Here is a 12,958-nt window from a genome sequence, read left to right as displayed (position 1 = left end):
GACGCACTTCATTCACCACATAAACTGGCACCATAGTGCAACGTAAAGCTTGACTTAGGCTTTGCCTAGGTAAGGGGTAAGAAACTCGCTGACTTCCTCGCCGCATAAACCAGTTTCTACCTCTATACCTGCTTGTTTTAGAATCTCGATACCTCGACCACTGTTGCGTGGGTCGGGGTCCAATATGGCTACGACGACTTTGCTTATACCGGATTTGACTAATGTCACCGCGCAAGCTGGCGTGCGACCAACAAACGAACACGGTTCCAGCGTAACGTATGCCGTCACCGATTCTAACGAGCCTTGATACGCATTCAGCGCTTCCACTTCCGCGTGATTGCCACCAATCGCTTGAGTATGACCTTCAGAAACGATTTGATTGTCTTTCACTAACACGCAGCCAACCGGCGGGTTGGGTTGACATTCAGGAAGCGCATTTTTGGACACTTCCAATGCGCGGCGCATAAACTCTTGGCTCATTTGAACTCTATTCTCTAATAAAAACGAGGCGCTATATTAGCGCCCCGTTTTATTCATTGCCATCTCTTCCAATGACTTTGTCCAGTTCTGGTAACGCTCGCGGAATACGGAATTTAAAGCGTTTTTGTTTGGTCTGGATTTTGCGCCACATCGACTTCAGTAAATGAGCGCTATTTTCACCATTTTGCATTCGCGACGCACTTTTTTGCCACGATTCACTCGTATCGGCTTTGGTCATTTCTAGCTCGGCCGTATTTAAACGCAATTGTTTGTACAATATGGTCCTTGCTTCAGACCAACGTTTAGCCTTTAACAAACGGTGAAACGTCAGCCATGCTGGTGTCGGTCTGTTGCGGTAGTAACGTTTAATGGCTACCAATGAAATAATCACAAAACCCAGCAACACAAGCGTGGAAACAATCCATTCAAAGTACGTTCTGATGAAGGACTTCAATGTGTGCTTCGCGGCAAAAGTTTTGCCCTCTAACATCACCGTTTCCACTTGCTGAGTCTTACTGTTCCACCAACGGAACTCATAATCCGGCAGGGTTAATTCACCACCTTGTTGAATCACGTACACGCTCTCTTCTGTGCGTGTTGACTGGTAATCACCACGTGTTTGCGTATCTGTCAAACGGTGGGGTTGAGGATATGCTTGATAACGGGTTGTTGATTCTCCTTTCAACAAGTCTGGTAGCAATACAGATAGTGAATCTTGAGCCAAAATGGTGATTTTACGCGTGATTGCATCCCCAACTTTGAGTGACTCAGTGGAGGTTTCCCACTCTTGTTTTACGTCTACGTGCGTTGCAGAAAACCAAGGCGTATCACCGCTCAACAATCCCGATGGCAAGACAGTTTTGAACTTAATCGGCTGCGTATAAAGTGTGCCTGACACCTTCTCGCCATCCGGCGCCGACACCTGAACGCCCACAGCGACAGGTGGAATCACAAAATCACCAGATGCTTGTGGATACAAAGTCACTTCCCAGCGTTGACGCGACCAAGTTTGTCCCTCTTTTTGCTCAGTAAAGTTGGTTGCTAGTTGATTACGCTGTTTGGCGATAACATTGGGTATTTCAATATTGCCAATTCTCGTACCACCCGTAAACCAACGCGGCGTTGCCACTTCGATGGTTAAAATAACTTGCTCATTGACGCTAAAACTTGGTGTTTTCCTCTTCTCTCCAGCCATTGGTTGTTTACCAACCCACGCTTGTAACTCAACTCCATGCTTTCGTTGAACGTCACGAATATCTTGAGCCAACACACTACTGCTCAGGAGGAAGCCGAAACAGATAACTAACCACAAGGGTAAAGCAAAGTGCGTAAAACGGTGGCTTTCCATCATTGCACCGCCTCCTCTGTATTTTCGTTCGCAGTAGAGGTTGATTCTCCGGTTTCTATTGAACGCAATTGAATCTGAAACTTCGCATTTAAGAAGTATTTAGGATCCGCTTCGACTCGCTTTAACCATTTGTCGGCTAATTCTTGGCTACCTAAGATGTCGTCTGCACTTAACGTCTCTTTAATCATCAACTCCGCTGACGTTTTTTCATCCGCCCCTTCTGCGGTTTGAGGGTTATCGCCTAGCTCGGTTGATGCTTCTTGCTCCGTTCCTGCCTGACTCTCACTCATCCGGTTGATGTCCTCTACAATACCACCAATCACTTTCAAGTTATGCTCAACATCCGGTCTTAGCCTCTCGCTCAACGTTGGCTTGTTGGCTAGGGATTTTAACAAGTCACGTGCAGCCAAATATTCACGCTGACGCGCCAATGCACTCGCCGCATTATAAAGACCGTAATCTCGAACCTCTTCGGACGGGTCGTTTTGCATTTCCAAAAACGCACTGTGCGCGAGCTCAAACTCGCTAGCGTAGTAATACGCCGTGCCTTTGCGTAATGGATCGACAAAGTGTTTTGCAGCTTCTAAATACGCTTGTTGGTTGAACAAACGCTGTCCTTGTTGGTCTGGCGTCAGCCACAAATCCCACCACCATTGCGCCACCTTGTCGAAGGTCGTCACTTTTTGCACAACTTGTGGCTGCTCGGCTTTAACAGAAATGTTCTCCGCCATTGCACTGGTCGGCATCAACAGTGTACCGCTCACCATCGCAATCACACACCATTGCACTAACCACCCTTTTCTAAACCACAGCATCATGATCAACGCGATTGGGAACAGAATTTGATACCCCATGTCTTTCCAAGGCATTGAAGATTCGCCATTAAGCTGCATATTGCGCTCAACGTATCGATTCAGTTGCTCGATATCACTATTATCGACGGTCACTTCCACCAATCGACCGTTGGTCTGGCTGGCCAGTTTTTGTAGAGAATCCAAATCCATTGGGTTGTTACTCACAATGTCAGCGTTCCCTGCCGCAAGAATTAACAGTTGATAAGGTTTGCCCGAGAAATACGCTTGGTATTGCTCAATCGTGGCCGGGTTCACGCCGTCGCTCACCAACAGAACGGTGGAGCCTGGTTGACCTTGCAATTGCAGATCAATTAACGGCAAGGCTTTTTCGGCAAGCTTACCTTGCACGGGCATAATCTCTGGCGTAATGGCCGCCAAAAATGGGTCAAATACTTTGCTGTCTTGAGTTATAGGCATTGCGACATGAGCACTGCCCGCGAACACGACTAAACCCGTTTTTCCGCCTTTTCGCGCGGCTAGCAAATCGCGTATTTTATGTTTGGAACGCTCAAGGCGGCTTGGTGGGAGATCTTTTTGCAGCATCGAGTCGCTGTTATCAAGCACCACAAGCATAGAGGCTTGATCTTCGCCAAAGGGGGAAGATTCACGTTGCCACGTTGGTCCTGCACAAATCACAATGGCGATGAACACAATCAGCATCAAGAGCTTAAGCGGCAGTTGCTTACGCCAGCCTCGCTCACCTATCGTCAAAGCATTGCGTAAATGTTCGGGCAAAATATCCTTCCAGCTTGGCTTGCTTTCTTCTCGCCAGCGTAACCACACCAAGAAAAACATGGGGATCAAAGCCAGTAACCACAGTGGTCGAATAAAATGAAACTGCGTAAAGAATTGCGTCCAACTAAGAGAATCAAACATCGCTCTCTCCTAATGATGATCGTGTTGCAGCCCTTCTTTTGAGTGTTGCGACGCTGAACGCGAGCAAATGCATGATGACCACTAACGCCATCAAGTAATGGTGAAGGCTTTGTTTTGGGCGGTATGTGGTGCTTTCGTAAAGTTGAGGTTCCAGTTTGCCAATTTCGTCGTAGGCAGCCGATAGTTCATCACGGTTGAGTGCTTCAAACGCTTCACCGCCGGATTCTTTCGCAATGCGATGAATCGTGTCCATATCCAACGCGGTTTCACCTATCGTTTCCGGATCACCCATCGCAATCACGTGCACTCTCACGCCTTTGGCTTTCGCAACTTTCGCCGCATCAATCGGTTCAACAAAACTGCCCGTGTCGTTACCATCGGTTAATACAATCGCGACTTTTTCACGGTTTTGATCTTGTTCTAAAGCACCACGCGACTTATCGCTTTGCTCAAAAACTTTAATCGCTAAGCCAATCGCATCACCTAGATGGGTACTCTGCCCTGCCATTGCCACATCGGTTTGGTTAAGCAGTTCGAGCCACACTTTTTGGTCTGCGGTAAATGGCGTTTGCACGAAAGCAGCATCACCAAAAAGCACCAAGCCTAATCGGTCACCTTTACGAGACTGAACAAACTCCGACAGCACTTCTTTTGCCGCATCAAGACGAGAAATTTTTTCGCCTGTACGTGAGGTGAAATCTGGCTCGGCCATGGAGCCCGAAAGATCCACCACCACCATCACATCGCGGCCTAAACTCTCGCGAACTTGAGGCTCGCCTAACACGGTGGGTTTTGCCATCGCACACACCACCAAAAGCCATGAAAGAATTAACGTTGCTCGTTGCCACCAACTCGGGGTCAACTGGCTTGCACCTTCTGATGGCGTCTCGCCAATCGCTTCCACCAGCTGACTAAAAAACGGCACTTTGATCGCCATTTGCTTAGTGCGATATGCGGGCACCAAGTAGTACACCACCAACGGCAAGGGCAAAACCAGAAACCACATTGGGTGAGCAAATTCAAAACCTGACAAACCAGTTATCGATGCAAGAAGATCATTCATGTTGACCTCCCTGATGTGCTTTGCGTTTCAATCGTGGTGATTTATTTGCCGCGCTTTTTTGAGCATCACAACGGTGCTCACTCACCCAGTTTTTCGCACGAGCAATAAGCGTTACTCGCTCTTCGTTGGTTAGCGTAACGCTTGGGTCAACAATACTTTGTAGCCAGCACTTTGAAAGCTCATCGTTAAAAACCATTTGCGAGTTTGCTTGAGAATCTTCGGTTTGCGGATACAGCGCATCGAGCTTGCGCAGAAAGGCGGTATCAAACAATTTCGCGTTGCGGCTATCAATATGAATCAGCACTACTTTAAGCACAGAGAACAATACTTTTGGCATGTCTTTGTCGCTCGATTTGATTTGCGAAATCGCCAGTAGAGCTTCTTTTCGGTAACGATTATGCCACCATTGCCGAGCCAATCGATATACGACATACACCAATGCAATGAGCACAACCGCCGCTAAAATTTTCCAGCCAATAGTTTGCGGGTACCAACTCACGCTAGATGGTACAGCCACATCATGCAGCTCTCTGAGTATGTAGGTACTCGGAGGCGTAGGAAGATCACTCATTTAACGCCCTCCTACCAGTTTTTGGAATTGTTTAATGTGCTCACCTGTCGTATCGAGTTCGATGTGCGGAAGGTGTTTCATCGCCATAAGTTGAGAGAGTGATTGACGCTGTAAGCTAGTTCGAGCCTCAAGCTTTGCGCTCGCAGCTTCTACCTTTGCGTTGCTGTCTAAATTGAGTTGATACTGCCCATCACCAACCACCCATTTCGATTTTGCCAAATCGTCTGGTAGCGCTTGTTCTAATGGGTCACTGACCATCACAGCAAGAACATCGTTGTGCTGTTGTAGCTGTTTAAGGTGATCAAGGTGGTGCTCCTCGCAGTCGCTCCAGTCGCTGATAAAAATCAAAGTGGATTGCTTGAGCTTCATGCGTTTAATAAGCTCAATCCATTGACTGAACGTTACTTTTTCGGAATTGCGGGAGTCCACATTGAGCGATTGATTGGCTTTAGCGAGACGTTTAAGTTGCGCCAGAAGATCGTTTTGCGAACGCTGTGCCTTGCTGTGAAACAACGCCTGCTGGGATGCGATGACAAAACCGACTCGGTCGCCATCTTTTAATACTCGCCACCCACACATCGCTGCGATCTCTGCCGCGACAACTGATTTCATTACTTGCGTCGAAGCAAAAAACATTGTGCTTCTCTGGTCGACACACACGATTACGTTGCGATCTTTTTCTTCTGTATAACTGCGTACATGCGGCTTACCCGTACGCATCGTAACTTTCCAATCAAGGTTACGAATATCGTCACCCAATTGGTAATGGCGCAGCTCTTCGAAGTTCAATCCACGACCGCGAAACAACGAATTGTGTCGGCCAGAGAGTACGCTACCCGCCTTTAGGTGAGGAAGTAAACTGAATGATTCTGCTTGTGCTTGCAGACGTACTAAACGAGCGTAATCGCAGTACAAACGGGGATCCATCCCCTGTGATTTTGGCGCAAGAGTTGGCTTAGCCATAATGCCTCCCACTTACCCAATTTCTACACAATCTAGCAGCTCTTGTACGACTCGTTGGTGATCGACTCCGTCTGCTAGTGCGTCGTAGGTCAAAGAAAAACGGTGGCCCAATACAGACGGAACCATGGCACGCACATCGTCAGGAGTCACATGGTCACGTCCTTGCATCCACGCATACGCACGAGCGCATTTGTCGAGTGCGATGGAAGCACGAGGACTAGAGCCAATCTCAATCCATTTTGCTAAGTTTGAATCGGCATAACGCTCTGGCTTACGAGTTGCCATCACTAACGCAACGATGTAGTTTTCCACTAGGTCCGATACCACGATGTTTGGTAACTGACGGCGCGCTTCTAGCACCACGTCTGGCTCAATGTGTTTTGGCGTAATAATTTCGCTGCTGGTTTCCGCACCCAATTCTTCACTGCGCACCAAACGAATGATGTCACGTTCGGCGTCATCTTCTGGATAATCGACGGTAACCTTCATGATAAAGCGGTCCATTTGCGCTTCTGGCAGTGGGTACGTGCCCTCTTGCTCTACTGGGTTTTGCGTTGCAAGCACCATAAATAAGTCCGGCAATACGTGAGTTTTATCGCCTACCGTGATTGTGCCTTCGGCCATGGCTTCAAGCAGTGCCGCTTGTACTTTGGCTGGTGCACGGTTGACCTCATCAGCAAGTACAATGCTGTTAAAAATGGGCCCAGGTTGAAAGTGGAGTTGCGGCTTACCATCCAGCTCTTGATAAACCTCAGTACCCGTCACGTCAGATGGTAAAAGGTCCGGCGTAAACTGGATTCGACCAAAACTGGTGTTTAACAAGTTCGCCAACGATTTTACGGAACGTGTTTTTGCCGTTCCCGGTAAACCTTCTAGCAGAATATGCCCATTTGTTAATAACCCGATGACTAAAGCTCGAACCACGTGGCTTTGTCCAATGACGCTTTTTTCTGTTTGTTCGATGAGTTCTTTTATCGCTTGTTGTGCGTGGTTCATAGGATACCTTTTCAATGGTTTAAGCCGTCTTTTCGATAGTTAAGTATAAGAACAAATGAAATAACTTAAGGTTATATTCACTATGTTATCTTTGCGGTTCTTGAGATTGGAGAAGTTGTGCAAGACCAACCAACATCGGTAACGCATAATCAAAGAACATTTTGATTCCCGAACACAAATAGTTTAGACCACTCTCACCATTCGGCGTTTTGATCAAACGGTTTTTTGGGCACTCACCCCAACAATAAGGCAAGTAAGGGCATTGCTTACAATACGTCGGCAATGAATCGCGTTTTGCCATGCCAAAAGTATATTGTCTTGTAGAGAAGGCCATTTCATTCAGTGAGTGTTCATGAATGTTGGCGAGTTTGTATTCTGGATACACATAGTGGTCGCAACTGAACACGTCGCCATTGTGCTCAATCGCCAACCCTTTGCCACAAAACTCCGCCGTCACGCAAAGCTGAGACGGTTTCCCCATTACTTGCGCCACCGCGGTTTCAAACAGATTAACCAGCACACGGCCAAGATCGTTATTCACCCACTCTTCAAAGGTCGCCATTAAAAAGCGTCCCCAGTCTTCAGGATCGACTGACCAATCCGTTACAATCGACATTGGATGCCCCGGTTTAGCCAGATCACTGCCTTTGGTTGGGATCATCTGTTCGTTCCAAAACTGCGGCGCGGTTGTTTGGAAGTTGTTGGCTTCTACCACCGGCGCAAACTGAATATAAGTCACACCCAATTCTTGGGTTAAAAATCGATATACTTCGAGCGGGTATTTCGCATTGTGACGATTCACCGTGACCAACGCGTTGAATTTCACGCCATGCGCTTTGAGCTTATCTACCGCTTTCATCACGAGATCAAACGTTGGCTTACCGCTGCGGGTTTTGCGATATTTGTCGTGCAGCTCTCGTGGTCCATCAATCGACAAGCCAACTAGGAAGTTGTGCTCTTTTAAAAACGCACACCACTCATCGTTTAGCAAAATACAGTTGGTCTGAAGGTCGTTTTCAATGCGAACGCCTTTCGGCTGATATTTCTTTTGCAAAGCTACGACATTGCGGAAATAGTCCAACCCAAGCAGCGTCGGCTCCCCGCCCTGCCATGAGAATACAATTTCTTCGCCATCCTGACTTTCGATATAGCTTTTCACGAACGCTTCCAGTGTTGCGTCGTCCATTTTTGGCTGCTTTTCTTGGTGCAGTAGATTTTCTTTATGCAGATAAAAGCAGTACTGACAATCGATGTTGCACTTTGCTCCGCCTGGCTTTGCCATCACATGGAATCGACGGTCATACGCGCCCAGAACAGGCGCTTTAGACGCCGTTTTAAGAGGAACAATAGGCATAGTAGTAGAATGGCGAGGGGAAATCTTACTCATACGTTTCTCACTATTACATATACCCAAATAACCTCGTGAGCGCTGTACAGCAAAAGTGAAGCTATTTGGGTATATAGCGCTCCAAAAAGCGCTATATAATCTTAATTTACTTAGAAGACTTAGGTACGAACGAACCTGCTTCCATACGAGGCGGGAATTCTTTGAATGTACCCATCACCTCTTTCACTGTATCCATTGCTGGCATCATTAAGAATGAACGCTCGTACATCCAACGAGAATAACCCATGCCTTGATCGCCTCGTTCAAATGGATCAATGCTCAAGTCAAAGATCAGTGGCACACGAAGTTTAGTGAACGGCTTACGCCATACATCCATACCCGTTTCATTCTCTTGAATCATAAAGTGGAACTTGTACTTTCCTTGGCGCAATGCCACAAGATCGCCGTCGTCGCTCCAGTAAACGAACTCATTTCGTGCGGATTTGTCTGACTTACCCGTTAAATATGGCAATTGGTTGTAACCGTCTAGGTGAACTTTGTAGTCCATATCGCCAACTTTTTTGCCTTTTAGCAGTTCGTCTTTAACTTTGGTATCACCTGCCGCAGCAACTAGTGTCGGGAAAAAGTCCTCTAATGACATCATGCCGTTGAATGTTTTACCTGCCTCAATTTTTCCAGGCCATTTAATCAACATTGGCACACGGAAACTCCCTTCCCAGCCAGTGTTTTTCTCTGAGCGGAACGGTGTCATCCCTGCATCCGGCCACAAATCAACCATAGGGCCGTTGTCAGTGGTGTAAACAATGATTGTATTGTCATCCACACCTAACTCTTTGATCTTGTTAAGTAGCTGACCGATTTGGTCATCGTGCTGCTTAACACCATCCGCGTAGAAACCGGCACCTGTTTTACCTTGGTATTCTTCAGGAACATGTGTGAAGTTGTGCATGCGAGTGGTGTTAAACCAAGTAAAGAACGGCTTGTCCGCTTTTACTTGCTTTTCTATGAAGCTCTCTGCGGCATCAAGAAACTCACCATCAACATTTTCCATACGCTTACGCGTTAGTGGACCGGTATCTTCGATTTTGCCGTCAGCGTAAGAATGGATAACGCCACGAGGGCCAAATTTCTTCTTGAACTCCGGGTCTTTAGGGTAATCCACGTTCTCTGGCTCTTCTTCTGCGTTCAAGTGGTATAGGTTGCCGAAGAATTCATCAAAACCGTGGTTGGTAGGAAGATGCTCGTCTCGGTCACCTAAATGGTTCTTACCAAATTGTCCGGTTGCGTAACCCATTTGTTTAAGCACGGTTGCAATCGTCGGATCTTTTTCCGAGATACCTTCCGGAGCGCCTGGTAAGCCCACTTTTGATAGACCTGTACGTTTTGGCATTTGACCAGTGATGAATGCAGAACGGCCTGCTGTCGAGCTTTGCTGCGCGTAGAAGTTAGTGAACTTCGCACCTTCTTTAGCAATGCTATCGATGTTTGGCGTGTTGTACGCCATCATGCCTTGGTTGTAGGTACTAAGGTTCCAGTAACCAACATCATCACCAAAGATGACAAGAATGTTGGGTTTGTCCGCTGCATGTGCAACTGCAGATGCAGCGCCCAAAGCTAACGTACATGCGTTAAGTACGAGTTTTTTACTGCTCGTTTTGGTCGCATTTTTCATATTATCTCCAAGAGTTCGCTAGTGCGTAAAAATGGTATTCGCTTTTCAATACCATTGTTGATATAAGATAAAGCACTAATTTCAGGCGATAAATGCAGTAAAAATTAGTTAACCTATAAATTAAATTTATGAGTGACGTTATGGACTTGAATTTGATCCAAACTTTTCTTGTTGTTGCGGAGTTTCAATCTTATACAAAAGCCGCGGAACAATTAGGGCTTACACAACCTGCTGTGAGCGCTGCAATAAAGCGTTTAGAGCAAGTCGTCGATAAGCAATTATTCGTTAAAAAAGGGCGAGGTATCGCACTAACCTCCACCGCTTATCAATTACTGCCGCAATTCCAGCAAGCGGTTAATATTATTGACAATGCGATATCTGATAAAAATCATTTTGAAGTGTGTTGTTCGGAAATTTTGTTGCACATTATGGACCCGATAAAGAACACTATTTTTTATGAATCACCACCCGAAAAATTCCTATTATTTGAGCTGTTAAGACAACAAAAAGTCGATCTAGTAATCGATACGGTGATCACGAAAGATGCAGCGTTTATTATTGAAGATGCCTATGAGGAAGAAGCCGTGGTTATCTGTAGTGAGAACCATCCCCGTGTACACGGCACGCTCACAAAAGAGCAATTTTATGAGGAAACTCACTGTTTATTTTCAGGAAAATGGAACAACATGTCGGGGTTCGAGCAACTAGCAAAGGAAACAATTCAAGAAAGAAAAGTCGACTTGATCACCTCTTCGCTAGCGGGCATGGCGCTGTATGTCGCCCAAAGAGACAGTTTAGGGATCGTGTCTCAATCTTTTGCAAACAAGTGGAGCAAAGCGCTCAAACTTCAAATTTTGCCCTGCCCCATTTCGATACGCTCTATCCCTTACAAGTTCGTTTACCATAAGCGAGAGGTAAACAACCCAGCCCACATCGCTCTACGTGAAAAAATCAAAGCCAACTTAACGGCAGCCCACTACGAACCAATTTGTTTATAAATCTTGTCAATTGAAGCGTTAGGCGTTTTCGTCATCAAGCTTTCTACAAACCTGAATAGATAGAATTTTACAGATAAAAAAAGAGGCTCACGTTAATGAGCCTCTTTCTAGATGTGGAACTTCACTTAGCTTTTCTTACTTATTTGGGTTCTCTTTTAGTTTCTCCATCACTTGATCGAGCGAGAAGCTTGCTGCTTTTTGCCTTGGTGGGAACTCTTTAAACGTTTCAAGGAATCTGCCAACGTAAGCTTGCGCAGGAACAAGCATGTAAGCACGGTCTAGCATCCAATCATAGTAAGTGTTAGAAGTGATATCAGCCACTTCGTAAGGATCCATACGCAAGTTGAAGATCTTAGGAACACGAAGTGTGGTAAATGGTTCAGCCCAAATACGCAACGTGCCTTTTGCTCGTTGCTCCATAAAGACCAGCTTCCATTTGTTATAACGAAGTGCAGTTAAGTCTCCATCATCTGAGAAGTAAAAAATTTCTTCACGTGGGGCCTTATCCTCTTTACCAGTCAAATATGGTAGGAAGTTATAGCCGTCTAGGTGAACTTTGAATTTCTTACCATTCGCACTATAACCTTTGAGCAATTTCTCTTTGATATTGTCATCACCCGCGGCAGCAACGAACGTTGGCATCCAGTCCATGTGATGCATGATATCATTCGAAACAGAGCCAGCTTTAATTTTACCCGGCCAACGTACCATCGCAGGAACTCGGTACGCACCTTCCCAGTTGGTATTTTTCTCTCCACGGAATGGCGTTGTGCCTGCATCTGGCCACGAGTTCATGTGTGGGCCATTATCGGTGGAGTAAAAGACGATTGTGTTGTCTTTAATACCCAAATCATCCACTTTTTTCAGCAGCTGACCTACATGATTATCATGCTCGACCATACCATCTGCATACTCGCTGATGCCTGTTTTTCCAGAGTTCTCTTCTTTCACATGAGTACGGAAGTGCATACGAGTTGCGTTCCACCAGACAAAGAAAGGTTTTTCAGCCTTGACTGCACGATCCATAAAGTCGAGTGCCGCATCTAACGTCTCTTCATCCACGGTTTCCATGCGCTTGCGAGTTAGAGGTCCTGTATCTTCAATTTTGCCATCAGCGTACGAACGGATAACACCGCGCGGACCGAACTTTTTACGAAACTCAGGATCTTTAGGATAATCGACGTTTTCTGGCTCCTCCTCGGCGTTCAAGTGATAAAGGTTGCCAAAAAATTCATCGAAGCCGTGATTAGTAGGAAGGTGCTCATCTTTATCACCTAAGTGGTTTTTACCAAATTGCCCTGTCATATAGCCCATCGGCTTCAGCATTTCGGCAATGGTTGCGTCCTCTTCCTTCAAGCCAAGATCAGCACCTGGAAGCCCCACTTTACTCAAACCTGTTCTAAGAACGGTTTGGCCCGTAATGAAAGTAGAACGGCCCGCTGTACAAGATTGCTCACCGTAATAGTCAGTGAACATCATGCCTTCTTTGGCGATACTGTCTATATTTGGTGTTTTGTACCCCATCAAGCCAAACGTGTAAGCACTGAGATTGGACTGGCCAATATCATCACCCCAAATGACGAGAATATTTGGTTTCTCTGCTGCGATACTGCTACTTGTCGCACCGATTAAAGCGGCGGCAAGAATCGCTAATCGGCGTTTAACGCCATATTTCGCTGTCATATAAACCTCTGTGTGTATTAGAAAAGTGCTTCCTGCAACAGAATGTATAGTTCACAAATAGCGGATAAGCGAATTTACTAAATGAGAATTCTTTCTATCTTCGCCT

At 46.1% G+C, this 12,958-nt stretch carries 11 protein-coding genes; 1 reads left to right on the top strand and 10 read right to left on the bottom strand.

Annotation, left to right across the window (positions count from 1 at the left end):
- Positions 1-54: 54 nt before the first annotated feature.
- The 9 genes from R8N46_RS06680 to R8N46_RS06640 form a co-directional block, all read right to left on the bottom strand.
- Complete coding sequence (locus tag R8N46_RS06680; RefSeq protein ID WP_005376542.1) at positions 55-480, bottom strand: bifunctional diaminohydroxyphosphoribosylaminopyrimidine deaminase/5-amino-6-(5-phosphoribosylamino)uracil reductase RibD; 426 nt, start codon at positions 478-480, stop codon at positions 55-57.
- Between the two features lie 49 nt (positions 481-529).
- Positions 530-1,831 (bottom strand): BatD family protein, encoded by a 1,302-nt coding sequence (locus R8N46_RS06675; RefSeq protein WP_115386605.1) that lies wholly within the window; start codon positions 1,829-1,831, stop codon positions 530-532.
- Positions 1,828-3,558: a VWA domain-containing protein gene (locus R8N46_RS06670; protein ID WP_115386604.1), complete on the bottom strand. Its 1,731-nt coding sequence runs from the start codon at positions 3,556-3,558 to the stop codon at positions 1,828-1,830. The genes R8N46_RS06675 and R8N46_RS06670 overlap by 4 nt, the downstream gene beginning before the upstream one ends.
- Positions 3,551-4,621, bottom strand: coding sequence for a vWA domain-containing protein (locus R8N46_RS06665; RefSeq protein WP_115386603.1), 1,071 nt, complete (start codon positions 4,619-4,621; stop codon positions 3,551-3,553). The genes R8N46_RS06670 and R8N46_RS06665 overlap by 8 nt, the downstream gene beginning before the upstream one ends.
- Positions 4,614-5,192: a DUF4381 domain-containing protein gene (locus tag R8N46_RS06660; RefSeq protein ID WP_005376546.1), complete on the bottom strand. Its 579-nt coding sequence runs from the start codon at positions 5,190-5,192 to the stop codon at positions 4,614-4,616. The genes R8N46_RS06665 and R8N46_RS06660 overlap by 8 nt, the downstream gene beginning before the upstream one ends.
- The gene (locus tag R8N46_RS06655; RefSeq protein WP_005376547.1) at positions 5,193-6,155 is read right to left on the bottom strand and encodes a DUF58 domain-containing protein; all 963 of its coding nucleotides are present in this window, start codon (positions 6,153-6,155) and stop codon (positions 5,193-5,195) included.
- A 12-nt stretch (positions 6,156-6,167) separates the two neighbouring features.
- Positions 6,168-7,151, bottom strand: coding sequence for an AAA family ATPase (locus R8N46_RS06650; RefSeq protein WP_005376549.1), 984 nt, complete (start codon positions 7,149-7,151; stop codon positions 6,168-6,170).
- Positions 7,152-7,236: 85 nt separating this feature from the next.
- The gene (locus R8N46_RS06645; protein WP_115386602.1) at positions 7,237-8,538 is read right to left on the bottom strand and encodes an anaerobic sulfatase maturase; all 1,302 of its coding nucleotides are present in this window, start codon (positions 8,536-8,538) and stop codon (positions 7,237-7,239) included.
- Positions 8,539-8,644: 106 nt separating this feature from the next.
- Positions 8,645-10,171, bottom strand: a complete 1,527-nt coding sequence (locus R8N46_RS06640; protein ID WP_017635363.1) for an arylsulfatase — start codon at positions 10,169-10,171, stop codon at positions 8,645-8,647.
- A gap of 140 nt (positions 10,172-10,311) precedes the next feature.
- Between R8N46_RS06640 and R8N46_RS06635 the strand changes: the two genes are divergently transcribed.
- Positions 10,312-11,169, top strand: coding sequence for a LysR family transcriptional regulator (locus R8N46_RS06635; RefSeq protein WP_017635364.1), 858 nt, complete (start codon positions 10,312-10,314; stop codon positions 11,167-11,169).
- 135 nt (positions 11,170-11,304) lie between these two features.
- Here the strand turns inward: R8N46_RS06635 and R8N46_RS06630 are convergent, their stop codons facing one another.
- Complete coding sequence (locus R8N46_RS06630; protein ID WP_005376560.1) at positions 11,305-12,852, bottom strand: arylsulfatase; 1,548 nt, start codon at positions 12,850-12,852, stop codon at positions 11,305-11,307.
- Positions 12,853-12,958: the final 106 nt, after the last annotated feature.

This window comes from Vibrio sp. 1874 (genome assembly GCF_033344395.1).
Classification (GTDB): Bacteria; Pseudomonadota; Gammaproteobacteria; order Enterobacterales; family Vibrionaceae; genus Vibrio; species Vibrio alginolyticus.
The sequence above is the reverse complement of the archived record's forward strand: the minus strand, read 5'-3'. Positions and strand labels throughout refer to the sequence as shown.